We start from the raw sequence: 25,941 nt of genomic DNA on the forward strand, positions 1-25,941 counted from the left end.
CAGGGGTTCAGGAGGCTTATTATTTATCCTTACAAACTGTTAAAAGCGTCAGTCAATACAGGCACAATTTGCGATTTTCGCGATACAACGCCTTTTAGAACAGCCTTGTTGTCATCCAACTGTACATTATAGGCTTTCTCAACCGCTTGTGCTTGGCTTCCCAGGGCAATACCAATGGAATCACTGTTCACAATGTCTGTTACAACGAACAGGAACAGATCGAGATTTTTGGCCTCAATGGTTTGGGATAATGCAACTTCTAGGTCAGCTTGACGCGATAGCACATCGTTGACGTCTACCGCGTTCACTTGAGCAATTTCCACTTTGCGACCATTCATCTGAAATTCTTTGGCATCCAGACTCACTAACTGTTCAATGGTGTGACCACTCAAATCAGCCCCCGCTTTAAGCAAGTCAAATCCGTAACGATCTGCATCCACACCAGCAATTTCAGCCAGTTCACGAGCAGCAGCCACGTCTTGATCCGTGCAGGTTGGGGATTTGAACAACAGGGAATCGGAAATAATCGCGGACAACATTAGACCTGCGATTTCTTTCGGAATCGCTACACCATTTTCCTTGTAGAGCTTGTTCAAAATGGTGGCTGTGCAACCCACTGGCTCAGCGCGGAAGTATAACGGCTGGCTTGTTTCAAAGTTAGCGATCCGGTGATGGTCGATGACTTCAGTTACACGTACCTTGTCAATATCAGCGGCGCTTTGCTGGCGCTCATTATGATCGACCAGAATGACGTTGTCCGTTTCAGCAGCAACCTGCTCAACTAGACGTGGCGCGCTCACTTTGAAATAATCCAGTGCATACTGCGTTTCCCCGTTCACCTCGCCCAGACGAACCGGCTCTACGTCCGCACCCAGTTTGGTTTTTAAGTCTGCATAAGCAATAGCTGAGCAAATGGTATCCGTATCCGGATTTTTATGCCCAAAAATCAATGTTTTTGCCAACATAATCGACTCCTTTGCCTTAGGCATTTTACATGATTGTGAAACCTCAACAATTCCAATGCAGATTATATCATTAAATCTCGCATTCTCCCATTCCCCTTCGATTGTTTTCAAAAATAATCTAGTAAATTCATAACATTTCCATGGAATCTATATGTGATGTTAACCTTATTTTTTCTAAAAATATAAAAAACATATAGTAATATATCCCACCAATATGGTAAGATATGCCTCAAAACTGGCAAGTTAGTCACCAGTGGTCAATTCTATTATTTTAGATATTAAGGGAGGCGTGAGAACAACGGCAGTGGCTTCAAATCCTAGTATGTAGACATATCATATTTTGATTGAAAAGAGGGAAATCTTTGAAAAAGCCGATCATTTTGCAAAAAATACCTGTCGTATCACTCGCTCTTGCCTTGACGGTAAGCTTGTCTCTGCCGTCTGTCAGTTCTGCTGCTACCGCAGATCTGCAAATCAACTCATTTTTGGAAGCTCAGCAAGCATTGACTATTGAGGCGGCTCCGGCCTTCATTTCGCCAGAGCTAAGCACAGATTCTTCCCGCCAAGTCAGAGTTATCGTACAGCTTGATGGTGAGCCCCTAGCCGTGGACAAATATGCGGCACGTTCAGGCTTCCAAGCTTTCACAGCTCAATCTGAGCAAAAAGCGGAATCCGCGATTGCCACCGAGCAAACTACGTTCGTAGACCAAGCCGCTGAGCATGGTATTTCTCTTCAGGTGAATTACCAGTACAACACGGTGCTTAACGGCTTGGAGGTCACACTACCAGCCAATAAGATTCCAGAACTGGCTAAACTGCCAGGTGTAAAATCCATTCATGAAAACAAAACGTATTATTCCATTCCCGTACAGGACCCGCCAACACTTACAGCCAGTGAAGCCACTTACGATAACGCACCGCTGGACCAAATTGGTGTTCCTGAAGCCTGGGCCAAAGGATTGAATGGCGAGGGAATCAAGGTCGGGGTTATTGATACTGGTATCGATTATGAGCATCCGGATTTGAAAGAAGCCTATAAAGGCGGATATGACTCTTTTGAACAAGACAACGACCCTTACGAGGAACCGTTCCTTGAAAAAGAAAATGACCCATACGGCACAGGTTTTAGCGGAACGACACATGGTACTCACGTCTCCGGCACGATTGCCGGTAAAGCCGCAAATAAATCCTCGGATATTGTGCAAAAGGGTATTGCCTATAAATCGGACTTATACGTGTATAAAGTGCTTGGACGCAATACCAAGACGGGACGCTCCTCCGGTTCCTCCGCACAGGTCATTGATGGTATTGAACGCGCTGTCAAAGATGGTATGAACGTCATTAACCTGTCGCTGGGCTCGGATTCCGAAAAGGACCCGAACTCCCCCGACTCCATTGCTATTAATAATGCTGTACTTTCCGGCGTAGTCGCGGTCATAGCGAATGGTAATGCGGCACAGGAAGGCCCCTATTTTTATTCCATGGGTTCTCCCGCAACATCACAGTTGGCGATTTCCGTCGGTGCAGCCACTTCGCCGAGCAAAAGCTTCTCGGGTACAGCTTCGGTCACCCGTGACTCCTATTGGGAGGCTAACGGTGAATTGAAAAAGACCGTAACTGATGATGCTTATGTACATTATGATTTTAATTTGATGGGCTGGGAGACAGGCAGAGAAGACTTTGCCTCCATTTTGGGAACTGCCCCTTATGAGCTCGTATATGCGAATCTGGGACAACCTGATGATTTTGAAGGGAAAGACGTAGCAGGAAAAATAGTCCTCGTTTCACGCGGCAACTTGGCATTCGTGGATAAAATCGCAAATGCGAAAGAAAACGGTGCGAAGGCTGTAATCGTTTTTAATGGGAATACGAAAGCGGGCGACATCACCAAAGCTGATTTAGGGGAAAGTATTTCAGGTCGCGATGACTACGTAAATTCCAATTTGGGTGACAGCTTTGACTTTATTCCGACCTTTGACATGAAAGGTAAGGAAGGGCGCGCGCTGGCTAAACAACTTGTGGACAATGCTGGAGAGAAGTTCTCCGTCTCCTTTGGGGCAGATTATATTCGTACAGATAATGCAGGCGATACGATGGCCGGTTTCAGCTCCCGTGGACCGAACGGAGATGAACTACTCAGCATCAAGCCGGATGTGAGCGCACCGGGTGTGGGCATTTTATCAACCTACCCTGCCTTCGCCAAGTTCTATCCGGATGCATCTTATGAGCAAGCCTACAAACGCAGCAACGGTACAAGTATGGCGTCTCCGCATGTGGCTGGACTTGCTGTGCTGCTGAAGCAACAGCATCCAAACTGGACACCGTTTGATATCCGCGCTGCTCTGGCAAACACTTCGGTTACACTCTTTGATGAGGATAAAATCCAATATGATGTGTATTCCCAAGGTGCAGGCCTTGTAAACATCGCTAATGCGATTCAGACGCCAGCCCTGCTGGAAACCGTCGAAAAGATTACGATTCTCGACAAAAACTTTAATCGGCAGGAGGTTGTGAATTACAATCCTTCCGCCAGCTTCGGGGTGTTACGACCTGGTAGTGATGCGAAGCAGATTCAGCTTCAACTCAAAAACTTGTCGGCTAACACTGTGCAATATGAAGCCAGCACCGTTTTACATGATAATGTAACCTCTGATCCAACTAAGCCGATTGCTACACCTGACGTGAGCAACATTGCCGTTCAGTTGCAAGGTGTGGGCGCGAATGGAGCAATCTCGGCAGAACCGGGTAAATCGCAACCGTTCTTCCTGTCTGTACAACCAAATTCAGGTGCAGCCACAGGTGTATATGAAGGGGAAGTTATTCTGAAAAGCGCCGGACTGCCAACACTTCATCTGCCGTTCGTCGTTCATGTAGGCAAAGAAAATCCAACAACTGGCTTCGGCTTGCAGGACTTGAGTGTCACCAACCCGATTATTTATCCGAGTCGTACAGGTGCTCAACGCTCAACAGATTTGGCATTCCGCCTGACCACAGATAAAACCAACCAGATCGCGCTTTATGTATACGGCGTTGATGATAAATTAATTGGTCTTATTGACGGCATTACGACTTCAAAAGAACAAGGAGCCAACGCTCGCCTCAAACAAGGCGCATATTCCTTCAAGGATATTGACGGAAGTTACGTCGAATTAGATGACAATGGAAAACCTGTTCTGGATGCTAACGGTCAGCCCGTGATTCAGCATTTGAAGGACGGCGTATACAAGCTGGAAGTCAGTTCTCCAGAACTGAATAAAGACGGCGAAGTCGTACGCAATACCGACGGTCCTAAACTCTTCACCGCCACTAAAGCTATCCGTGTGGATAATAGCGCCGCATCCAGCGGTAGTGTTGGAGGCAGCGGTGGTGGAGGTGGCGGCAGAAGCAATACTACACCTTCTGCTGCAACGAACACATCCACTCCTGTCTCTACATCTGCACCTTCACTTCAAAGCGTTGTGAAACAAGGGCAGGCTGTTAAAACTGTCACTACAGCCGTTGCATTGAACAATAATGTACAGTCGCTGACAGTAACCGAGGCAGATTTACAGGGTGCCGTGACAGCAGCAGGTTCCAGCCCGACAGCTATTGTACTGTCGGCTACTAGCCAAGCAGGCCAAACGACGAAAGCATCGCTCACTTCCACACAACTGGTAACGTTGGGCAAGGCTGCAGCAGGAAGCAGCTTGATTGTAAGCAATACAGGCTCTTCTCTGGCTTTGCCAGTATCCGCTCTGAAAAATGTTCCTGCTGGTGCAGGCATTGAAGTGATAATCAGCAGCCAGAGAGAGGCGAGTGGCACTTTTACAAGTAAGCTGAAAGGCTCCAATATGATCGGCATCCCGGTAGGGTTTGAAGCTAATGTTGTCACTGGTGGCAAGAGTCAATCGCTCAAAGTTGCTCCAGGACAGTTCATAAGCAGATCCTTTACCGTACCTGGTCAAATTGATTCCAATACAGCCGGTGTACTTTATACGGCAAACGGAAATGTCTATCCCGTTCCATCCGTCTTCACCAAGCAGGCTGATGGATCTACCGTCGTCAAGGTAAGCCGACCGGGCTTCTCGACGTATGCAGCGGCGACACGTCCCGTTAGCTTTGAAGATATTTCATCGTCGTATGCCCAATCCGAAATTCAATCGCTGGCGAACAAGTTGCTGATCAATGGTACGACCGACACGACTTTCTCACCGAAGAAGAAAGTGACACGTGCAGAATTTGCAGCCCTGGTAACTCGGGCACTCGGCCTGACACCGGGTACTGCTGCACCATTCAGTGATATCCCGGCAGGTAGTTGGTACTCCGGCGATGTAGCAGCCGCTTATGAAGCTGGTTTGATTACGGGTCGCAGCAGCGACAAGTTTGATCCGAACGCTAATATCAGTCGTCAAGAAATTGCTGTCGTGCTGGGTAAAGCTGTAGATCTGCTTCAAATCAAAGCAGCAGTCGATGGCCCTGCACGTACACCGTACCATGATGCTTCATCCTTTGCAGGCTATGCCAAGGACAGTATTGAAAAAGTAAGTGCAGCAGGTATCATCAACGGAGAAGCGATTAAAGACTCCTCCTACTTCCAGCCGAATGCACCTACAACCCGTGAGGCATCTGCCAAGGTGCTGCATGTGCTTTTACAGAAAGCTTCGCTGATTAACTAACAATAGAAAAGCCTCCCGAGCCGTGTTATAACCAAAGCTGCGGTTCGGGGGGCTATTTTTATGTTACGCCATAATCTTAAATACTATACTGTTCCCGCTAAAGGTAACGTTACTTTGAATACACTTCCCGTTCCCGGTGTGCTTTCGGCTGTAATGTTCCCGCCGTGTGCTTCTACGATAGACTGTGTAATGGCCAGACCAAGGCCCGCCCCGCCTGAGCTACGTGTACGCGATTCATCTCCACGATAAAAACGCTCAAATATCCGCTCCAGCTGTTCTTTACTCATGCCTGGTCCGTTATCACGAATTTGGATATCCACCAACTTCTTACCTGCAGACAGGTTTACCTGGATCACACCTCTTTCCAAATCGGTATGCTGAACAGCATTGTGAAACAAGTTGAGCACTACCTGCTTGATTTTATCCCCCTCTGCCAATATCCGTATACCTGCCGTCATATCAAAAACCACTTTACGTGTACCTGCCAGCATAAGGAGCTGCGGTTTCATTTCCAGCAGCAACGCATCTAGTGATATGTCTTCCAGCTTCAACTCCGGTGTTCGATCCAGCTTAGCCAACAATAGTAAATCAGAGACAAGTTTATTCATCCGCTTGGATTCACCATACATACTTTCTAGTGCCGACTGAAGCTGCTTCGGATTAGATGCTGCCCCACGAAGCAGCACTTCCAAGAAGCCGTGAATAGACGTGAGCGGGGTGCGCAGTTCATGGGAAGCATCCGCAATAAATCGTCTCATCTGCATCTGCAATTCTCGTTCGGCAGCAAAAGAATGCTCCAGCCGTTCCAGCATCCCGTTAAATGAAACCGCCAAACGATCCACCTCATACTGCCCTTGCTCTGCGTCAAAGCGTTCGGCCAGATTGCCCGCATCAATACGTTTGACTGCCTCGACCATCCTGGAAAGGGGCACCAACGTGCGGCGCAGCACAGGAAGCATAAGCGCCAACCCAATCGCAAGCGCAATCAGAGACAATAAAATAAAGGTGCGGAGCTGGTTAATCAATTGCTCTTGCATAGAAGTCGTGGATACGCCCATTTGAAGTAAACCGGACGAACGGTCAGGTGGACCGAGCGGACGGAATACAACCAGTTGCTCTTTCCCCTGAGCATCCGTGATTAATTGATAGCCGTGGCGCATGCGTTTGCTCTGCTGCATTGCATGATATTGCTCAGTGGTGAGACGTGGCGGCTTAAGTCCGTTTTCGTTGGACAAGCTCTGGAAAGTGCCGTCTGTATCTATAGAAGCGAGCGACATATCCGGCCAAAACAAAAACGGCCCCGGTCGATTATTCCTCCGATTGGTTTGTTCTTGGGGAGCGGTTACCCCACTCTGCTCCTGCGAATCCTTAATCAATAAATCGGCAGGAATTGAATTCAACTGCGTATCCATAGCTTCTGCCCGACTGCGATACAGAAAATCTTTCATCAGAAAATATTGTAGAAAACCAATCAATACGAGCAGCAAAGCCAAAATGAGTAACGTTCTGGCCAAAAGCTGGGACCGGAGAGAACGAAGTGCATATTTTCTCCGACTTTTCCCGCCCGCCTTCATAGCAGATCCACCCGGTAGCCCACACCGCGCAGCGTACGAATGACCCGGTGCTCCTTGTCTTTGAGTTTTTCACGTAAGGAGCGAATGTACACCTCAACAATATTATCCTCGCCCCCAAAATCGTACCCCCATACCCGGTCCAGAATACGACTTTTACTCAGCACAATCCCGTGATTAAGCACCAGAAACTTCAATAGTTCATATTCGGTAGGCGACAGCTCCAGCACCTGACTCTGATAACGAATTTCCTTGCGTCGATCATCCACTTGAAAGGGGCCGTGAACAACCTCCCCCAGCAGATCGGGGAACTGATTGCGCAAGCGTGCTTCAATGCGAGCCAGCAGCTCATTAAAACTGAAGGGCTTTACGACATAATCATCCGCGCCGAGTTTTAATCCCTTTACCCGATCGTCTACATCATCCTTGGCGGTCAGCATAATGACCGCGATGTTATCCTCCGTCTCCTTGAGACTTTGGCACACCTCAAAACCGTTCATTTCCGGCATCATCACATCCAGCACCGCTACATGCGGACGAAACTCTCTTGCCAAATCGAGCGCTTTACTCCCGTTCTCGGCGGTTCTGACTTCATATCCTTCATTAATCAGTCCAAGCTCTAAAAATTGCAAAATATGAGGCTCATCATCTGCCAGCATAATTTTAACTCCGTGTATTGGATTCATTATTAATCTTCCCTTTCATGTTGCCGCATTTTTCTCATAAAAAAGTCAGTTCATTTTTACCTGTATCTAATATACCTGAATCCTGTCGCAAAAAAAGTACCTCTGCTCAGCTTTCAGCTAACGTTCAGGGAGCGCTCAGAACCCATTAAGGTACGTATGGCATGATAATAGCAAGCCGGTAGTTCACCGGGCCAAGATCAGAAGCGACTGGTCATTCCGCAGTCCTGAAGATAGCGGCTAGAACAACGGAATAAATACAAAGAATTTTCACAGGGAGTGGAATGAACATGATTAAGAAATGGTTTAAGACCAGGGCGGACATCCCCCTGATCATCATTATGCTGATATCCGCATTTTTGAACGGATACAACATCTGGCAAGACAAATATGTAAACACCTATTACACGACGGCCGTAGCAAGCATGCTACAGAGCTTTCACAACTTCTTTTTCGCCTCACTTGATTCTGCTGGATCGGTAACGGTAGACAAACCGCCTGTGGTTTTCTGGATTCAGACACTGAGCGCCTATATATTCGGGCTTCACGGATGGAGCGTTATCTTGCCACAGGCGCTGGCTCAGGTCGGATCAGTCTTGCTCGTTTACTTACTCGTCAAACCGAGCTTTGGTACGATGGCCGCACGATTGGCCGCCTTCGCTATGGCAACGACACCGATAGCCGTAGCGGTTAGCCGCACGAATAACATCGATGCTATGTTGGTTTTCACACTGTTGCTCGCAACATGGCTATTGTTCAGAGGCATTAGAAATAGCAAAACCGGGCTGATCCTTGCTGCTTTCGCAGTCGTAGGCATCGCCTTTAACGAAAAAATGTTGCAAGCCTATATGATCGTTCCCGCATTGGGTCTGTTCTATCTGTTGGCCTCCAAGTTTAACTGGAAGCGAAAAGCAGTAACACTGGTAGGATCAGCAGTTGTCCTCCTGATCGTATCGCTCTCCTGGGCAGTCGTAGTGGACTCCACTCCGGCAGATGAACGCCCTTATATGGGAAGTAGCGGTACGAACTCTGTGCTGAATTTGGCCTTTGGTTATAACGGCCTGTCCCGTCTGACAGGAGATCAGGGTACAGGTGGCAATCGTGGCGGTGAACGCACGGATCGGAACAACAACGCTACAACGAATAGCAGCGATACGAACACAGATCAAGCTCAGACGACTACAACATCGGACAGCACTACCACTACGGATGACTCTGGTGCCAACAACATGGCAGCAGGCGGATTCGGTGCAGGTGGTCAAATGCCACCGGGTGGATTTGGCGGCAACGGACAAGGTGGTCCTGGAGACGGGCAAAATGGCCAGGGTGGTCCAGGCGGTGGACCGGGAGGAAATTCCGGTGGCGGCATGTTCGGCACTGGCGAAAAAGGACCTTTGCGGTTGTTCCAATCTTCCCTGTCAGGTCAAGCCAGCTGGCTGCTTCCATTCGCATTGATTGCTTCCATCGGTCTGCTTGCAAGCATTCGACGTCGTAATATCACACAAAAACACAAAGAGGTCATCTTCTGGCTGGCCTGGTTGATTCCCGTAGCTGCGTTTTTCAGCGTAGCAGGATTCTTTCATCATTATTACCTGATTATGCTCGCGCCACCAATTGCAGCGCTCTTTGGAGCAGGATTCGTAGAATTGTGGAAGCAGTATCGTGAGCGTTCCAACTGGCTCTCCTGGCTGTTACCCGCAGCAGTATTGGCAACCTCGGTATTTAGCTGGTTTGTTTTGCAAAATTACAACGATACCATTGGCAGCGGCTGGTCCATCGCGGTATTGATCCTAGGGATCATCGGCACGGTGCTGCTGATAGTAGCACGAATGAAATCTGAGAAGTTCACAAGATTCGCCATCATTGCAAGTGTACTCGCTATGTTTATCGGTCCTGCATACTGGGCATTGACACCGATCATCTACGGGGGGAACAGCATGATTCCACAAGCCGGACCCACTCAATTTGGCGGTGGTGGTGGAATGCCGGGAGGCAATGATCGCAATAGAGGTCAGAGCGCCAATGGACAACAAGCCGAAGGAACTCAAACGAATAACCAGACCAATAATGCAGAGAATTCCAGCCCTGACGGTAATACTTCAGGCACACAAACAAGTACAGACACGGAACAAAAACCTTCTACCCGTTCCAGAGGAATGGGGGGACCCAACGGTAGCCAAAGTTTAGATCAAAAAACGTTGAGCTACTTGCAAAAAAATAACACAGGTGAAACCTACCTTTTTGCAGCAAGTAATTATTCAACGGCTGCTCCTTACCTGGTCGAGGCCGGACAAAAAGTAATTATTATGAACGGTTTTGTATCTTCCGATCCAGTCTATACCGTCGATAAAATCAAGGCGCTGGTCGAAAGCGGCCAAGTGAAGTACTTCATGATTTCTGGTGGAGGTGGCGGACCAGACGGCGGTAACTCTGAAGTCACTGCATGGATCAAAGAACACGGCAAAGTGATTCCTTCAGATGAATGGAAAACAACAACAGGCGAAACAAGTACAGACGTTAAAGCAACCGAGAGCGGAAGCGACACCACGAACAGCAATGCGAACGCCCAGGATGGTCAAGGTGGCCCTGGCGGAGACGAACGTGGCGGAAGCGGTACTTTATACGAAATCACATTATAAATGAGGAGGAACTACGAATGAGTGAACCCATCCGTTATTCCATTGTTATTCCGATGTACAACGAGGAAGCCGTTATTACGGAAACCTACCGGAGGCTGAAACAAGTTATGGGCTCGATGGGTGAGCCCTACGAGCTGATCTTCGTAAATGATGGAAGTTCGGACCGCAGCGTCCAATTGATCAAGGAATTCAGTCTCAGAGATGACACCATTGTATTGATTGATTTCTCTCGCAATTTTGGTCATCAGCTAGCGATTACTGCCGGGATGGATTATGCGGTGGGGGAGGCGGTCGTCGTCATTGACGCCGACCTCCAGGACCCGCCGGAACTGATTGTTGAGATGGCTAACAAGTGGAAGGAAGGCTATGAAGTGGTCTACGCCAAACGACTCAAACGCAATGGCGAGACTCGCTTCAAGAAATGGTCTGCCAGCCTCTTCTACCGTGTACTTAAAGCATCAACGGATATTAATATCCCGGTCGACACCGGGGACTTCCGCCTAATGGATCGCAAGGTCATAGAAGAATTGAAACGGCTACCGGAAAATAACCGATTCGTTCGTGGACTGGTCAGCTGGATCGGTTTCAAACAAACTGCTGTAGAATATGAGCGCGACGAGCGGCTCGCAGGCGAAACCAAATATCCGTTGAAACGAATGATCAAGCTCAGTCTGGACGGGATCACATCCTTTTCGATTAAACCGCTCAAGCTGGCAGGGTATATCGGTGCACTTCTATCCATGTCCGGCTTCCTGTATCTGATGTACGTACTGTTTCTCAACTTTTTCACCGACTCCTATGTGATGAAGGGCTGGTCGTCTATGATTAGCATCAGCCTGATCTTCGACGGGGTGATCCTGATCATTCTCGGTATTATGGGTGAATATGTTGGACGCATTTATGACGAAACCAAAGCACGTCCGCTTTACATTGTCCGTGAGCATCTGGGTGGACAATACGAAAACGGTCCGACGCATGCTATGAAAGTCCCTGAACCCCGTGACTCCCTGTACATGCAAGGAGCCCGTGAGAGCCTGATTTCGACAGGACGCACAGTGCGCGGCAACAGTGCGGTATATACCGGACCTAAATCCGGTCATGGAGCCTAACCCATGAAAAGTCGCATGGCCCAGCTGCTTCCTATGATCCGATTTGGCATCGTAGGTCTGGTGAATACGGGTGTAGATTATATCATTTTTATGCTGCTGGCTTGGGGCGGAGTGCCGGTCATTGTAGCGCAGGTCATTTCGTACAGCTGCGGCACAGCCAACAGTTATATTTTGAACAGCAAATGGACATTCAACAAACAACTATCAAACAACACTAATAAGGGTCAATTACCTAAATTCATCATCATTAACCTCATCGTATTGGGGATAACCTCCTTATTACTGCAAGTGCTTCACACTGGAACCGAGTTGCCGCTTGCTTTAGGCAAGCTGATCGCGACCGCAGCCGGAATGATCATCAATTATATCGGGAGCCGATACTGGGTATTCGGTTCCCCATCCCGAAAGGAAAGTGAGTTTCTATGAGAAAAATTACAAAAGCTGTTATTCCAGCCGCCGGATTAGGAACCCGTTTTCTACCAGCTACGAAAGCTTTACCGAAAGAGATGCTTCCCATCGTAGACAAGCCGGCTATTCAATATATCGTAGAAGAAGCCATCAAGTCCGGAATTGAGAGCATCATTATCGTAACGGGGCGTAATAAAAAAGCCATCGAGGATCATTTTGACAAGTCTGTGGAGTTGGAGCAGGTACTGGAGAGCAAGGGTAAATATGATCTCCTACGTGAAGTTCAAAGCATCGGGGGTAAAGCAGTCATTCACTATATCCGTCAAAAAGAACCCCTCGGCTTGGGACACGCGGTAAGCTGCGCTCGTCAGTTCATTGGCGATGAGCCCTTTGCCGTGTTGCTGGGCGATGATATTATGAATTCCTCCACCCCGGCGATTCGTCAAATGATGGATGTTTACGAAGCGACTGGCAAGCAAGTGGTCGGCGTGCGCACAGTGGAAGAACAAGATGTGAGTAAATACGGCATTATTGACTCCACTCACCAGAACGGTCTCATTCACGAAGTCGGCGGACTTGTTGAAAAACCATCTCCGGCAGATGCCCCTTCGCGGCAGGCAGTCATTGGTCGGTATGTATTAGAGCCTTCCATTTTCTCTATATTGGAAAACCTGTCCACTGGAGCGGGCGGTGAATACCAATTGACGGATGCTCTTCATCAAGTAGCGTTGCAGAACCAACTGCTCGCATTAGAACTGGAAGGCACACGTTATGATATTGGAGATAAAGCTGGATATCTGGAAGCCGTGCTCCACATGGGTATGCAACGCGAAGATTTGCGTCCAATGCTTGACTCCATGATGCGCGAGTGGGCGCTTGCTTCAATGATAAAATAGGGGGATTTACTCCCTCCGAAATCCGACGGGTGCTGTGAAATCACGAGAGTAGATGGATGAACATGTAAAATTGTACACTATAGGAGTACAGCAGCATTTGAGCCTATACGGCCGCCCGGTCGATACTAAGGAGGAAAAGAACCTATGATCCCTAAAGGAAATCTGCAAAGTAATGTGGATCGTTTCAACGGTTTTGCCGACAACTACGATCAGCACCGCCCGGAAGCACCGTCACTCGTCGTGGAAATCATCAGCCGCTATCTGGAGCGAAACGTAGAGCTAGTTGCCGATATTGGCTGCGGTACAGGACTTTCAACTTTCATATGGGAAAACGCCGCTCAGCAAATCGTCGGTATCGAGCCTAACCCGGACATGAGAGGAAAAGCCCTGCACAAGCTGGAGACAGCAGGAACGACAAGGGCAGGAACCATTTCCTTCAAAAGCGGGTTCTCCAACAACCTGCCCTTTGAGGACGGAACTGTAGACGTCATCACCTGCTCTCAATCCTTTCACTGGATGGACCCCGAGAGCACGCTTCAGGAAGCGGGCAGGGTCTTGGCTCAGGGCGGCGTGTTCGCGGCCTTTGACTGTGACTGGCCTCCGGTGCTGCAATGGCAGATAGAGCAAGCTTATACAGAGCTTATCACCAAAGCGGATACCCTTTTGGAACAGGAAGCCCCAGTAGAGCAACAAGCTCATAAATGGAGCAAGGATCAGCATTTAGCTAATCTGCACCGCAGCGGACAATTCCGATATACCCGGGAGATTGTCTTCCATAACCGTGAGCAGTGTGACGCAGCTCGTTATACAGGGCTCGCTCTAAGCCAAGGGGGTATTCAAAGTCTCTTCAAACTTGGCAATCGAGCGCTTGACGTCGATATAGCCCGCTTCGTGAAGCTGGTAGAGAATCATTTTCAGAGCAGAACACTAGACATCCTGTTCAGCTATCGTATGCGGCTCGGCATCAAGTAGAAAGGAATCAAGGTCATCGTGGATGATACGCTCTTCGGCTTAGGGCAAAAAAGACTCTCCCTCGCCTCGTAAAAACGAGTGCGTACAGGAGAGTCTTTTTTGCTTCAATAAATAGCCACAGTCATATGCTTGCAAACCCTTAGTCACAGTTCCGATGTGTCTTCGACTTAGGAAGAGCGAACAGCCAATAAGTGCGCCAACCGGTCAGGATAGTCCGTGATGATGCCGTTCACCCCGGCCTCCAGCAGACGCTTCATTTCTTCTGGCTCATTCACCGTCCATGGGTGGTAGACGACGCCTAATGCCAAAGCCTCTGATACAGCTTCTGGCGTAACAACTTGTTTGTAGGCATGGAGTGCTGTTACCCCGAATTGGGTTGCATACTCGGATGGACGAACCATAATTTCGATATACAGCGCCCCCGTCTTGATTTCAGGAGCAAGCTGCGCACAGAGCGCCAGCGATTCGTGATTGAAGCTGGATATGATTACACGCTGTTCCAACCCAAAACGCTTCACGGCAGCAATGACCTCTTCCTCCATACCCGGATAGAGATAAATGCTGTTTTTCAACTCTAAATTAATAATTGTATTCGAGGACTGGGCTAGTTCCAGTAGCTCATCCAGCATCGGAACCCGCTCACCTCGGAATTTCTCATCAAACCAACTGCCCGCATCCAGTTTATTTAATTCTTCCAGCGTAATATCCCTTACATCCAGTGAGCAACCTGTCGTACGCTCCAGCGACTCATCGTGAATCAGCGCCAGATGCCCATCTTGGGTACGCTGCACATCCGTTTCTATACCTGTTGCTCCCAGTTCCAAGGCGTGGCGGAATGCCGCCATCGTATTCTCAGGACATACACCTGAAGCTCCGCGGTGTGCGAAATTAATCACCTTTTCGGTTACAGTCACAACATAACCCCTCCTATCATTTCACAGGAACATTATACCTGCTCATTGTTTGGGCTGTATAAAATATTCGTCACAGCTAACACTTCTTCTATGCCGTTTGAACAATTTTCCCGAGCCAATCGGAATAAAACGTATTCCCGTTCCGTCGATCAAAATCAGCCGCCGCTGACTCTGCCAGTGGCCTAAAATACGCAATGATTTCTGTCAATGTGCGATCCTCTTTACCCCATTCCAAGGAAGCCGGCAACCGGATCAATCGTTTTTCTCCCGAAGTATCCAACTTTTGTAGCAGACTCACCATCGTCGCGTAAAAATACATCTGCTCCAGCCCGCTCTCATAGTCTAGCGCCATATGTAGATGACGCTCTACCACTTCGATTCCTTGAATCGGATCAGCAACCGCCAGATATTCGATATGCTCCGCTATCGTTTTCAGGAAGTCGCGGTCATCCCGAATTAGGCGATAGCCTTTGCGATGATTGTCCTTTGCCTGATCAACCTCGCCTTGACGATAAAGCGGCAACAGCACCTGCGAGAGCGTCACATGTGGTACTTCTGCACATTTCATCCGTCCCGACAAAATCGGTTTTGCCACGGCAAGCGCCTGCTCGTTTTCTCCAGTCAAGTAATAGAACCGTACCATCTGGCTCTGCTCACAGGCCTCACAATCACTCATACTGTCCGACTCAATCAAGCGGAAGGTATCCAGATACCGCCGTGCTTCATCCAGTTCACCCATGTCCATCGCGATGCGGAACTTATAATAGTAATATGGACGCTCATTATACCCGTATTCGGCATAACGTCTGCGCATATCCTCCGCCAGATCTTCTATTTGAGTCTTCGATATATTGGAAAAGCTGCACACCTTCCCGAGTATCCATTTGTAATTCCACAACAGCTCATCTGCGTCGTATTCCTCTGGATTTTGATCAAATTGGCCCAACTGCCACGAAAAAGCAATCAGCGACTTCAATGGATATCCGTTAAAAATAGCGCAGTCTACAATCTCTCCCCGGATTTCATAAGCGAGTTCCTTCAATCCGGAAGTATCTGCCAAGCGAACTGCTTCTTCCAGAATCGCCAGCTTTGCCGCCCCTCCGGGCAGATCCTGCGCCTGCTCCATCAAATCATATATCGTATCTTCCATTTGGCTCCCCCTATAATTACGCAATTACGAATTTTGTCCGTTCCCTAATCCCCAATTGATAAAATGTAGTACACTCCGATTCATCAGTCCCAACTCACTGCGGTTCATCGGGTAGTGCCCCATCATAAGCGCATTCACATACATCATTTCTGTAGCAGCCGTGACCATCTGCGTATCGGTAGCTTCAAGAATCCGCGCCACCACTGGGTTGTTCAGATTAAAGTATAAGGTGGAATAACCCGAATTCTGCTGGACTCCTGCTTTCAGACTATCAAGCACATTGGAAAAAAGTGAGGTTGTCTCCTCAACCGTGTTTTCCATGGAGCGCAAGGTCAGTGCATCCTGAGAAATGGTATACAACACTGGCAAACTCGCAGGCTCAAAACGCTTCAACTCAGCGCGGCAACGCATCGGCTGCAAAGCAGCATCCATGACACGTAGCACACCGTAATAATTCTCGCGTTCTTCCTGTGTTAGCCCGGTAAATGAAAGAGATACTTCCTCAGGGCTAAGACGCTCTGTTTGTAGGTTAGAGTCAATCCAATGCAGCTTTTCCAAAATGTCTGAATCATAAATATAGCCGCCATTGATCACCAACATGGATTGCGCCGCCGCCACATGCGTAATCTGACGATACTCATCTACTGTCGATGTGTAATGCAGTGGACGTCCGTCCGCCTCTCGGATCAGTTCACTCAGCTCACGCCGCCCAAATGTACTTTCGAAGGAAAACCAACGGTACATTATCCGCAAAAATTCATCATCCTCCACGGCGAGCGCCTTCATAGACAGCTCATGCAAACGAATCCAGTGCTGCAAGCGGTCTGGCTCATACTGCGCCATGCGTAGCAGTTCTTCCCGAATACAGGTCCCCAGTTCAGAACGAACATCGTCAAGCTGTTCATTTTCATAAAAATACTCACGTGATGCCGTTGGTTGCAACTCATCTGTCCAAATTAGGCTTTTAATGAAGAATGCCCATTCCGGCAAAACATTTTCCGCCTTGTCCGACACCAGCATATGCTTCAGGTACACCCGATGCAGCCGCTTGCTGTTCAGATTAACACTGCGAGGCAAAATGAATGCAATCCCGCCTGTTCTGCCCGATGCCGTCCGCAACGGTATAAAATCACTGAAGCGCTCGCCCATCAGGCGATAGCCTAAATCCAGCACCTCACTACGGCGACTCCGCAATTGTTCGGGATCCTGCATCCAGCTCGTCGATGGAAGATTGACGCGCTTGGTGTCCCCGTCTACAGACAGCATGACCGGATACGGCAGCAACGCACCATAATAGATTAAAGACTCCTCTACGTGCGCTGGCTCATAATAAAACTCACTTCCCGGCTTGCAGCGCAAATAAATTTGCGTCCCTACAGGCAGCTCGGTTTCCAATCGACGAATCGTATACGTCCCATCCGGCTTCCCTCTCCATTCCATGGAGATGCCTTCCTTCACCGAGCGGGTCAGCACTACAATTTCATCGCTCACCATAAAGCAGGATAGTAACCCAATCCCAAAGCGTCCGATAAACGAAGTCTCAGAAGCCAGCAAATCGGCTCCCTTCTTGGAAGACTGACCGATAATCGACAAAAAACGGTGAATGTCTTCTTCTGACAATCCAATGCCGTTATCCTGAATCATCAATACCTGATGCTCCCCAGAACCAGATAACTCCACGATGACTTTACCTTCATAGTCGTTACTCTCAGAAGCTGTATCTCCAAGAGCCTTGTCTTCTTTCAGTACTTTACTTTCAGCAACAACCTTCCGCAGCTCCTTGCGAGCCGTGATCGCATCTGTTGCATTTTGCAGAACCTCACGTATAAACACTCGTGGACTGCTATATAAATGATTGGCCAAAATATCAATCATACCGCCCAAGTTCACTTGAAAACGATATTGGTCTGTCTGACTCATACAGATCATTCCTTTCTCGAAATGCTACAACCACCATTTGGATTTAAATAGACTATCTTTTAAAGTATAACGTGGATTTAAGTCGGATTACACACCCTGCATTTCAGATATCAATACGTTGACAACGATATAACAGGGTCTTTTTTCACCTAGGAAGTCTGGAACTGGGTCTAATTAACTTCATAAAAATGTACGGAGTACGAGCACTTAGTGAATAAAGGTCATCTTTGTCTAGTTAAATTTAGTAATAAACATAATATTTATTTAAAATCTACCCTTCTCTTAGAAACCTATATCTATGGAGGGACAAATGGCTCATTTTACGCAAAAAGCTCGCATTGCCGCTCTTGTAATACTCTTACAAGAGAGAATGCGAGCTTATTTAGATACAGTCGAAGCTCTACCTTTTACAGAAGAGAATTAATGGGACTTAGCAAGACGGATAACGTTCCACGATGCTTTGCCCAAATGAGCTTTTACAATTCCGTCTTCAAGCTTGGCGTTGCCGCCGTTGTGAGGCGTAACTTTTTCACCGGCTGGACTGTTGGTCGCTTTAAGATCATCATGCTCCAATACAGTATGCTCGACAATGCGGTAGCCTTCAAAACTGCGTACATCTACTGTCAACTCCAGCGATTCAGACAAATGACGGTTCACTGCAAAGACAGTCAGTGCGTCTCCCTCTTCATCATAAACTACAGCGCTGTCCAGATAAGGAATGTCTGTGAAGTCCTTGGAATCGTATTTTTCCGAATCTACGACAGGCATCAGCGATACCCCACGACCATAACGGGAGGCATGCAGATACGGATAGAAAATCGTTTGTTTCCACGCCTTTCCGTTATTCTCGGTCATGATTGGCGCAATAACATTGACCAGTTGGGCGAGGCAAGCCATTTTCACACGATCCGCGTGGCGCAGGAACGTAATCAACATGCTGCCCACCAACAATGCATCCTCAAAGTTATAGATATCCTCAAGCTGCGGTGGTGCCACAGACCACGGATCAATTTTTTTGTCCGCATCATTGGAGTGATACCACACGTTCCATTCGTCAAAGCTGAGCATCATTTTTTTCTTGCTGCGTTTCTTTGCTTTGATATAGTCACAAGTCGAAATGACCGTATGAATAAAATGATCCATATCCATAGAGCGTGCCAGATAATTAGCCGTATCATTGTCATGATTTCCGTAGTATTGGTGCAAGGAAATATAGTCGGCTACCTCATAGGTATGATCCAGCGTGGTTGCTTCCCATTCCGGGAACGTTGGCATCGTAGAACTGGAGCTGCCACAGGATACAAGCTCAATGTCAGGATCGATCAGCTTCATGGCTTTTGCAGATTCTACAGCCAGACGACCATATTCTTCTGCTGTCTTGTGGCCAATTTGCCATGGGCCATCCATCTCGTTACCAAGACACCAGGTTTTAATCTTATGTGGTTGCTCTACACCGTGACTACGACGTAGATCACTCCAATAGGAGCCACCTGTGTGGTTGCAATATTCCACCAGATTACGCGCAGCATCAATTCCGCGCGTACCCAGATTAACCGCCATCATGACTTCGGAACCTACATCCTTGGCCCACTTGAAAAATTCATTCGTACCCACTTCATTCGGCTCGACCGTTCTCCAAGCCAGCTCCAACTGTCTAGGTCTGGACGCGACAGGGCCGACACCGTCCTCCCAATTGTAACCGGATACAAAGTTGCCTCCCGGATAGCGTATAATAGGAACATCAAGCTGTTTTACCAACTCTTTAACATCATTTCGGAAACCGCTTTCATCACTAGTTGAATGAGTAGGCTCGTAAATGCCGCCATATACGGCACGCCCGAGATGCTCTACAAAAGAGCCATAAATGCGTTTATCGACTTCAGCAATACGAAAAGATTTGTCTACAATCATCTTTGCTTTTACAGCTGCTGCCACCTAAACCATCCTCTCTGAATGCGAAAATAAAATCCGTTGTACCACCAAGACTAAGAAGCCGTTTTATTTACGGTTTTAATATAACACACCATATTTATTATAGTCAACATTATTATTAAATACTTAATATATTTATTAACATTAATGATAAACGATAAGCAATTGGTTACGTACTTCAAAATATTTCGTTTTATAAACAAACTTATTGAGTGAATAACCACTTTGCTAAATAGTAATAACGGATTACTGATGCGTTCAAAGTAGTGCCTACTGCCATATCTTGCAGTCTGTTTTAAATAGTGAATATCAGTCTACCAACAGTTGTTCTAAATATGTATAAATACCACCTATATCACCCACGTTTAAATTCGAGAGGACCCCTTCTTTCAAATATCCCTGCTCTGTCCGTATAGATATATAAATGCGTTCAGTTTCCGCTTTCACCAGGATAGAAAGCTCAATATCAACGTCTAATAAAACTCGTTCTTTGGTGCAATGCGTAATATTCGTAGCCTCTACACACAAAATAGCAATATCCGTATAAGCGTTATATGCCATTGTACCCGCATTATATAACAGTTCCTGTAATCCATTGCTTGCATCCGAAGGGAGCGTATACTCCATATCATGCAACACTGCCGCGGACTGGTCCACCGCGATCCAGCTTTGATATCCATCCCGGGCAAATTCCCCTCTCAACTCATGCAAAAAATAAATAATGTCAATGCCCTTGTCATAATAAATACAAATAAGCGGAATGCGAGAATCCTCTATTGCGATTGCCTTCTCCCACGTCATAAAGAGCCCCCCCTCTTGCTGCCACCAGCGCAAATAGCAAGACGAAAAATTCAGTGCGGGGATATGTCGTTGATTTTTAGAAATATAGACGACATTTTTTCCATAACGTGAAGCCAATTGCTCCACTTCCTGCAAACTCACTGGCTCCATTTCCCCTAGCAAGACAATCGTATCTGTAAGGCCGTATACCCGTTGTCCACCTTCGAGCGCTGTGTCCTGTTGTTCTCGCTCCCGCAGGATGGCTTGTTCGAAGATCGCAGCAATTTTGTCGCCAGGGAGTTGAGCTTCACATTGGGTCTGAAAATAATAGGGTGCTTTCGAACTAATTGCACAATCCTCTATAAACACATAGGCGCGCCGTATCCAATCCGGATGTCCGTAACGCATTACGGGGATTATGGTATCCTGTAGCGGATGATAACTATACTTATGTAAAATATGTTTTAGCTTTTCTATGGAAGGAACACGCTTGGACTTCTGCAAAACTTTACATACCTGTGCTGTAACGAATGGAGTGGCATAGCTATTGCTGTTGGGACATTGTACAGCCTCTCCAGCTGCACCTATCAGCTCATGCTTGGCAAAAGCGGTAAAATCGATACCACTTGAGAATGCTTTCTCAGCATCATATGTATATTGCCCTGCTGTGAGTATACCGCTATGATCGCAGCGCACACCAATCACATTAGCAAAGGAAGCCGGATAAGTAAGAAGTCCTCCATTTTGTGCTGCACATACCATAATTAATCCCGCCATAGCTGCATTATTTACAGCTTCCCGCAGCATGCCTCGATCTCGATAATTTATACTTCCCAGGCTGATATTGGCTACCTGTACACCATGCTTTACACACCAATCCAGCGCAGCACAAAGCTGAGCTGCATTTCCTTTTCTATGGTTCATTATTTTTACACTACTGATGATCGCATCTGGAAAATACGTTTGTACAATAGCTGCACATAGCGTACCGTGATTTAAGGTGCGTCCATCTTCTACGTCTCCATGAGCTATTTCGACGTTATATAATAATTGGGTGTTTAAAAAGCCAGCATTAACCCCGTCGTCAATAATGGCTACATGGATCTTGCCATTCATTTTTTCTCCCCCTGTCTCTTCGGATTGTGAAATGAATCTCACGGCTCTGTTCCGTTCCATTAGAGTAAGCGGAGGGTGCCTCTGCGAACAATAGCGTTCGTCTGAAAGCACCCTCCTAATTTAGCGAACCATGTACATGATAGCCGGATCAGACTGCAATATTTACCTTCGTGCCTGCAGTCTTCGCCCCGTCTTTAGCCGAGTCTAGATAGGCATTGAGCTCTTGTTCAGTCCACACCCTGTCTGCCTCTGCATTCGCCTCCTGCTCATCCTTAGGTTCAACCCGATCTGTAATCATCGGTTCGTTATTCACCGCTTCGCTGATACGCTCATTAATATTCGCAGCGATTTCCATGATCTTTCCATTAAGTCCTTCTGCCTTTTCACGCAAAGCCGCTGATTTTGCAGGGTTAGCGTTTTCCCACCCCTTAGCCTCGCTTCCCAATGTGATTTGTGCCGTTTTGGCTATTTTGGCACTCTTCAACTCATTGTTTGCAGATACAACACTATGCATTGTATAGGTGATCAATCTTTGCTGCTGCTCCTCAGCAGTCTTAGGCGTATATTCTTCCTTTTTGCCTTTCTGAGCTTCTTTTTTACTTTCCTCATCCATGCCTAAAGCCTTTTTTTGCTCTTCCAGTGACTGCTTTTGAATGTTCTCGTCAATTTGCTGAATCTGCTTATCTATCTCTTCCATTTCAGCTTTTACAGCTTCCGGACCGAGACCACGCTTGAGAGCATTACTTAAATAGTCCGAACGCCTCTCCATCAAACTTTGCTTTTGCTCTGTCAATTGTTGAATAACCTTGTTTTGTGGCTTGCCTATACCCTTCCTTTCAGCCTGAGCGGAAAGGGAATGCCGTAGTTCAAGTCGGTTGTTATCTGCGGTGCGGAACGGCGATTGGTGAGATGATGTAAATGATACATTCATCCTAAAACCTCCAATTCTCTTCTAAATGAGGATTTTTCAAAAATCCTGAAATAAGTGATTCTAGAGGTATATCGGATTTTTTTGTATGTTTTTGTATGTTTTATCATCATTTTCACAAATCCTTCATTCCTTTTCCACTGTTAAGCAGTCCTTTATCGTCTCATACAAGCTGTTATATGTAAGCAACCCCCCTCCCACTATACGCTCTTCCGGAATTAGGATAGCAAAGCTTTTTTCCACTTCAAATAATAGATATACCAGATCTCTGGGGAACAACCCCATATCAGGACCCAGTAATGTAGCCTCTTTATTTATCTCACCCGCTTTTATTTTAAAAAGCTTCCAAAATATATTTTCCAGTTTCATTCCTGTTCCCGTTACATCCTGAGTAAAGTTCATGTTCTTCCCTCCATTACAACTGAACTACGTGATGATCAACCGAAAAATAATGTAAAATATCCTTCGTCAGCCTATTCATATCTTCATCGTTGGACAGATGGAGTACAGGCACGGAATAATTGGAAAACTCCTGCTTTTTCTCTTCCACGAAACGATGATCAACAGATGCATATTGCATATTGACTGTGGAAGAAGAGTAACTGTCGAATACATTGTTACATATGGCATATCCTAATAATGAAGAGGAAAAACGGTTTTCCATGTACTGTTTCACATGCTCCAAATATTTTATATTGTATTCATCATAGTGAAGACAACAGATTAGGCCATCCGCTCTAACAGCGCGGGATACCAAAAATGAGGTTACTCCAAAATAATTCGTGAACGTATTGTTAAAGGGAACAATCCCACCTGGAATGCCCACGAGTATTAGATCAGGCTTTTCGCTCTGCTCTATTTTTTTCAAATACCGATTAAACATGATAATCTTCTGGGTTTCCGTCATACCGCTCTCAAACATAAACTGTGGAAAAGAATGTGCACCAATCAGCTCCCCGCATCCATTAGATGTGATTTGCGACACCCGATATCCTTGTGCTTCAAGCTTCTGCCGAAGGTTAAGCTGCAAATTAAGCTTATGTGTTCGCTCGTTCAGTCCTAATACAAACAGAACCGGTGTAAAAAAATCATGAATAACAGAGCCCGGGTCAGGCGGTAAAATATCTTTCGTGCGTACATCAAATGTATTTTTTAAAATCAGCTTGTCATCTTGCTCCTCACAGGGTTCGATGAATTCCATACATGAGTCTGGCAAAGTGAAATTACACATGACTTTTTTGCCAAGTTGTCCAGCCTTCTGGATCACGGGAAGATACACCTCAGCTACATCCAGCTTGAAATTGGATTTCACCAGTAATATGGCATCACAACGCTCCATTTCTTGCTCCAAACAAGACTCTGGCTTCACTATGAAGCCTGTCACTTCCCCCTTGTCCGTTACACAGGCATCTTTCCCGATCATACCCGACCCTTGAAAAGAAATAAGTACAACTTCCTCATAACTTCCTAATAGATTCAAGTTCCTAACCAGGGCTATCGTTTCATAATCAAACGGAAAAATGATTAATTTATTGGTCATGGAGACACCCCTCATGCTTTTTCAAAATCGAGAATCGTATCCTCGGAGAAATCATAGCCCAGCTCATTCATCATGCAATAATCAAGTAAGGTGTGCCTAATATCATTTTTGACTACCGAACAATGACTCAGCTTCTTTTCTTTGGACAAGGTATGCAAATCATCTGCTACAGCAACACACAGCGTACAAAAGCGGAAATTCCAACAGTTTTTACATGCATCCTCCGTGATTGTCCCTACATTCAAAATCTGGCTGATTTTATCCACTTCAAAGCCTGTGTCCACTTTTCCAATCTGCACCACCTCCGACTGCTCACTGACCCGTTCACATGGATAGAGATTTCCATGCACATCCGCAAACAATCGCTGTACACCAGGCACACAGGGTCCACCATGATGCGCTTCTATCGGCATTCCCGCAGAAGGCTTTCTATAATGAAACATTCGGAAATACATCTGAATATAATAGTCCTTAATCAGCTTGGAGACATGATTTTCATCTACTCTTCCAAACTTGGAAAGCATCATTTTAACTACCTCATAGCCTCTCTGCTCAATAAATTCATTTCTGTACAAAATTTCATCCTTCACATAAGCATCGTTAATGTAGGACGACCTTACACTGTACAGGCTTTCGAAGGTTTCATAATTCGTATAAAAATCATTGATACAACCAAAATCATTACGGGTATCCAGCACCACATTAAAATTAATCCATTCAAAGAGGTCCGGGTAATTTCTCTTAATTTTATCCACATTGGCAATAATCGTATCGAAGGTGCCCCGCCCGTTAACAGCAAATCGTCTGTTTCTGTCATGATTCTCTTGATCTCCGTCCAGACTGATCGTAAGCACAAAACGATGTTCATCCAGAAAGGCCAAAATATCGTCATTAAGCAGCGTACCATTGGTCGTCAAATGAAAGCCTACATCTCTATACGCTACCTGCTCCTTGATATATTCCACACACTTCTTGACCAACGGAAAATTAATAAGCGGCTCTCCCCCATAAAAACCAAAATCCAAACGGTCACTGTCTACTGACCTATCAATGACAAAATCAATACACTTGCGCGCTGTCTCAAAATCCATCATCAGACTGGTATGACCTCGATTGTCATATCCTCCTGAATAAACGCAGTAAGAGCATCTAAGATTGCAATTTTGAGTTACCTGTAAGGTGAGGGTCTTCAGCTGATGCTGAAGCATATGCTCCAGGTGCTTTGTCTTGGGATGATTCATAATCTGCGGACGCTGTGAAGATAAAAATCCGTTATCCAACAAGTCACGGATATAGTGCTGCAATTCCGGTGTAGCCTCCATCTGATCCAGGTCGAAGCTGGAATGCGAATTCAGGAAATGGTAAGCCTCCTCTTTAATCCTCAAAATTAAATTGGTATTTACATCATATACATAATGGTGGAGTCTCGTCTGAAATGTGTATATAAAGGGTTGGCACATGTTCATGATTCACACCTACTCTGTTTTGATGTGGACAGAAGCCTGGAATGCCCAGGCTCCTCCATACAGATACAAGCTTAATAATTACCAATTCCAGTTCCGTTATCTCTGCGATAAGAACCGTCACTTTCACGCTGAGTATTGGAGCTTCGAGTCAAACTGCCTGCGCAATAACAGGAGCAAGGACAATAACAGGAACAACCACAGCCAAATGCCTCAATCGTGTCGCCTACATTCGTGCTTCTTTTCACAAGCTTACGCATGTTAAACTACTCCTCCCATTCATGATATGATTTAAAAAGG

General features: G+C 46.5%; 19 protein-coding genes. 6 read left to right on the plus strand and 13 right to left on the minus strand.

Going from position 1 to position 25,941, the window contains the following annotated elements; genetic code table 11:
- Positions 1-29: 29 nt before the first annotated feature.
- The gene (locus BM358_RS21410) at positions 30-965 is read right to left on the minus strand and encodes a manganese-dependent inorganic pyrophosphatase (RefSeq protein WP_269321404.1); all 936 of its coding nucleotides are present in this window, start codon (positions 963-965) and stop codon (positions 30-32) included.
- Between the two features lie 362 nt (positions 966-1,327).
- On the opposite strand from BM358_RS21410, the gene BM358_RS21415 reads away from it, so the two are divergent.
- On the plus strand, positions 1,328-5,620 hold the full coding sequence (locus BM358_RS21415) for a S8 family serine peptidase (protein WP_028541972.1): 4,293 nt from the start codon (positions 1,328-1,330) through the stop codon (positions 5,618-5,620).
- 83 nt (positions 5,621-5,703) lie between these two features.
- Here BM358_RS21415 and BM358_RS21420 read toward each other — a convergent pair whose 3' ends face one another.
- Positions 5,704-7,194, minus strand: a complete 1,491-nt coding sequence (locus tag BM358_RS21420) for a sensor histidine kinase (protein WP_028541971.1) — start codon at positions 7,192-7,194, stop codon at positions 5,704-5,706.
- Entirely contained in the window at positions 7,191-7,877 is a 687-nt protein-coding gene (locus BM358_RS21425; protein ID WP_013308395.1) for a response regulator transcription factor, read from the minus strand. Before BM358_RS21425 ends, BM358_RS21420 begins: the two co-directional genes overlap by 4 nt.
- A gap of 287 nt (positions 7,878-8,164) precedes the next feature.
- Between BM358_RS21425 and BM358_RS21430 the strand changes: the two genes are divergently transcribed.
- From BM358_RS21430 to BM358_RS21450, 5 genes are all read left to right on the plus strand, one after another.
- The gene (locus tag BM358_RS21430) at positions 8,165-10,513 is read left to right on the plus strand and encodes a glycosyltransferase family 39 protein (protein ID WP_028541970.1); all 2,349 of its coding nucleotides are present in this window, start codon (positions 8,165-8,167) and stop codon (positions 10,511-10,513) included.
- A 17-nt stretch (positions 10,514-10,530) separates the two neighbouring features.
- Positions 10,531-11,622 (plus strand): glycosyltransferase family 2 protein, encoded by a 1,092-nt coding sequence (locus BM358_RS21435; RefSeq protein WP_028541969.1) that lies wholly within the window; start codon positions 10,531-10,533, stop codon positions 11,620-11,622.
- Positions 11,623-11,625: 3 nt separating this feature from the next.
- Positions 11,626-12,048 (plus strand): GtrA family protein, encoded by a 423-nt coding sequence (locus BM358_RS21440; RefSeq protein WP_023986637.1) that lies wholly within the window; start codon positions 11,626-11,628, stop codon positions 12,046-12,048.
- Entirely contained in the window at positions 12,045-12,926 is an 882-nt protein-coding gene (gene galU, locus BM358_RS21445; RefSeq protein ID WP_023986636.1) for a UTP--glucose-1-phosphate uridylyltransferase GalU, read from the plus strand. The genes BM358_RS21440 and galU overlap by 4 nt, the downstream gene beginning before the upstream one ends.
- A gap of 144 nt (positions 12,927-13,070) precedes the next feature.
- Positions 13,071-13,898 (plus strand): class I SAM-dependent methyltransferase, encoded by an 828-nt coding sequence (locus tag BM358_RS21450; protein ID WP_028541968.1) that lies wholly within the window; start codon positions 13,071-13,073, stop codon positions 13,896-13,898.
- 167 nt (positions 13,899-14,065) lie between these two features.
- Here BM358_RS21450 and BM358_RS21455 read toward each other — a convergent pair whose 3' ends face one another.
- The 10 genes from BM358_RS21455 to BM358_RS21500 form a co-directional block, all read right to left on the minus strand.
- Positions 14,066-14,812 (minus strand): glycerophosphodiester phosphodiesterase, encoded by a 747-nt coding sequence (locus BM358_RS21455; RefSeq protein ID WP_028541967.1) that lies wholly within the window; start codon positions 14,810-14,812, stop codon positions 14,066-14,068.
- Positions 14,813-14,900: 88 nt separating this feature from the next.
- Positions 14,901-15,962 carry a hypothetical protein gene (locus BM358_RS21460; protein WP_028541966.1) on the minus strand — a complete coding sequence of 354 codons (1,062 nt, stop codon included), beginning with the start codon at positions 15,960-15,962 and terminating at the stop codon, positions 14,901-14,903.
- Between the two features lie 24 nt (positions 15,963-15,986).
- Positions 15,987-17,882 carry an HSP90 family protein gene (locus BM358_RS21465; RefSeq protein WP_028541965.1) on the minus strand — a complete coding sequence of 632 codons (1,896 nt, stop codon included), beginning with the start codon at positions 17,880-17,882 and terminating at the stop codon, positions 15,987-15,989.
- 420 nt (positions 17,883-18,302) lie between these two features.
- Positions 18,303-19,817 (minus strand): arabinosylfuranosidase ArfA, encoded by a 1,515-nt coding sequence (locus BM358_RS21470; RefSeq protein ID WP_025723872.1) that lies wholly within the window; start codon positions 19,815-19,817, stop codon positions 18,303-18,305.
- Between the two features lie 306 nt (positions 19,818-20,123).
- Positions 20,124-21,710, minus strand: a complete 1,587-nt coding sequence (locus BM358_RS21475) for a S8 family serine peptidase (protein WP_028541964.1) — start codon at positions 21,708-21,710, stop codon at positions 20,124-20,126.
- A gap of 148 nt (positions 21,711-21,858) precedes the next feature.
- A complete protein-coding gene (locus BM358_RS21480) occupies positions 21,859-22,641 on the minus strand; it encodes a hypothetical protein (RefSeq protein WP_028541963.1) in 783 nt (260 codons plus the stop codon).
- A gap of 123 nt (positions 22,642-22,764) precedes the next feature.
- Positions 22,765-23,040, minus strand: coding sequence for a peptide maturation system acyl carrier-related protein (locus BM358_RS21485; RefSeq protein ID WP_023986627.1), 276 nt, complete (start codon positions 23,038-23,040; stop codon positions 22,765-22,767).
- A 13-nt stretch (positions 23,041-23,053) separates the two neighbouring features.
- Positions 23,054-24,178, minus strand: coding sequence for a TIGR04066 family peptide maturation system protein (locus BM358_RS21490; protein ID WP_028541962.1), 1,125 nt, complete (start codon positions 24,176-24,178; stop codon positions 23,054-23,056).
- 11 nt (positions 24,179-24,189) lie between these two features.
- Entirely contained in the window at positions 24,190-25,644 is a 1,455-nt protein-coding gene (gene ccpM, locus BM358_RS21495; RefSeq protein ID WP_028541961.1) for a Cys-rich peptide radical SAM maturase CcpM, read from the minus strand.
- A 71-nt stretch (positions 25,645-25,715) separates the two neighbouring features.
- Positions 25,716-25,901 (minus strand): CLI_3235 family bacteriocin precursor, encoded by a 186-nt coding sequence (locus BM358_RS21500; protein ID WP_071559456.1) that lies wholly within the window; start codon positions 25,899-25,901, stop codon positions 25,716-25,718.
- Positions 25,902-25,941 lie beyond the last annotated feature (40 nt).

It is taken from the genome of Paenibacillus sp. cl130, assembly GCF_900116035.1.
In the GTDB taxonomy this organism is placed as follows: domain Bacteria; phylum Bacillota; class Bacilli; order Paenibacillales; family Paenibacillaceae; genus Paenibacillus; species Paenibacillus polymyxa_B.

Bases quoted from the DNA above. Each gene is read 5' to 3' on its own strand.
- BM358_RS21410 (WP_269321404.1), bottom strand. From the start codon at position 965: ATGTTGGCAAAAACATTGATTTTTGGGCATAAAAATCCGGATACGGAT.
- BM358_RS21420 (WP_028541971.1), bottom strand. From the start codon at position 7,194: ATGAAGGCGGGCGGGAAAAGTCGGAGAAAATATGCACTTCGTTCTCTC.
- BM358_RS21425 (WP_013308395.1), bottom strand. From the start codon at position 7,877: ATGAATCCAATACACGGAGTTAAAATTATGCTGGCAGATGATGAGCCT.
- BM358_RS21430 (WP_028541970.1), top strand. From the start codon at position 8,165: ATGATTAAGAAATGGTTTAAGACCAGGGCGGACATCCCCCTGATCATC.
- BM358_RS21435 (WP_028541969.1), top strand. From the start codon at position 10,531: ATGAGTGAACCCATCCGTTATTCCATTGTTATTCCGATGTACAACGAG.
- BM358_RS21440 (WP_023986637.1), top strand. From the start codon at position 11,626: ATGAAAAGTCGCATGGCCCAGCTGCTTCCTATGATCCGATTTGGCATC.
- galU (WP_023986636.1), top strand. From the start codon at position 12,045: ATGAGAAAAATTACAAAAGCTGTTATTCCAGCCGCCGGATTAGGAACC.
- BM358_RS21450 (WP_028541968.1), top strand. From the start codon at position 13,071: ATGATCCCTAAAGGAAATCTGCAAAGTAATGTGGATCGTTTCAACGGT.
- BM358_RS21460 (WP_028541966.1), bottom strand. From the start codon at position 15,962: ATGGAAGATACGATATATGATTTGATGGAGCAGGCGCAGGATCTGCCC.
- BM358_RS21465 (WP_028541965.1), bottom strand. From the start codon at position 17,882: ATGAGTCAGACAGACCAATATCGTTTTCAAGTGAACTTGGGCGGTATG.
- BM358_RS21475 (WP_028541964.1), bottom strand. From the start codon at position 21,710: ATGAATGGCAAGATCCATGTAGCCATTATTGACGACGGGGTTAATGCT.
- BM358_RS21480 (WP_028541963.1), bottom strand. From the start codon at position 22,641: ATGAATGTATCATTTACATCATCTCACCAATCGCCGTTCCGCACCGCA.
- BM358_RS21485 (WP_023986627.1), bottom strand. From the start codon at position 23,040: ATGAACTTTACTCAGGATGTAACGGGAACAGGAATGAAACTGGAAAAT.
- BM358_RS21490 (WP_028541962.1), bottom strand. From the start codon at position 24,178: ATGACCAATAAATTAATCATTTTTCCGTTTGATTATGAAACGATAGCC.
- ccpM (WP_028541961.1), bottom strand. From the start codon at position 25,644: ATGAACATGTGCCAACCCTTTATATACACATTTCAGACGAGACTCCAC.
- BM358_RS21500 (WP_071559456.1), bottom strand. From the start codon at position 25,901: ATGCGTAAGCTTGTGAAAAGAAGCACGAATGTAGGCGACACGATTGAG.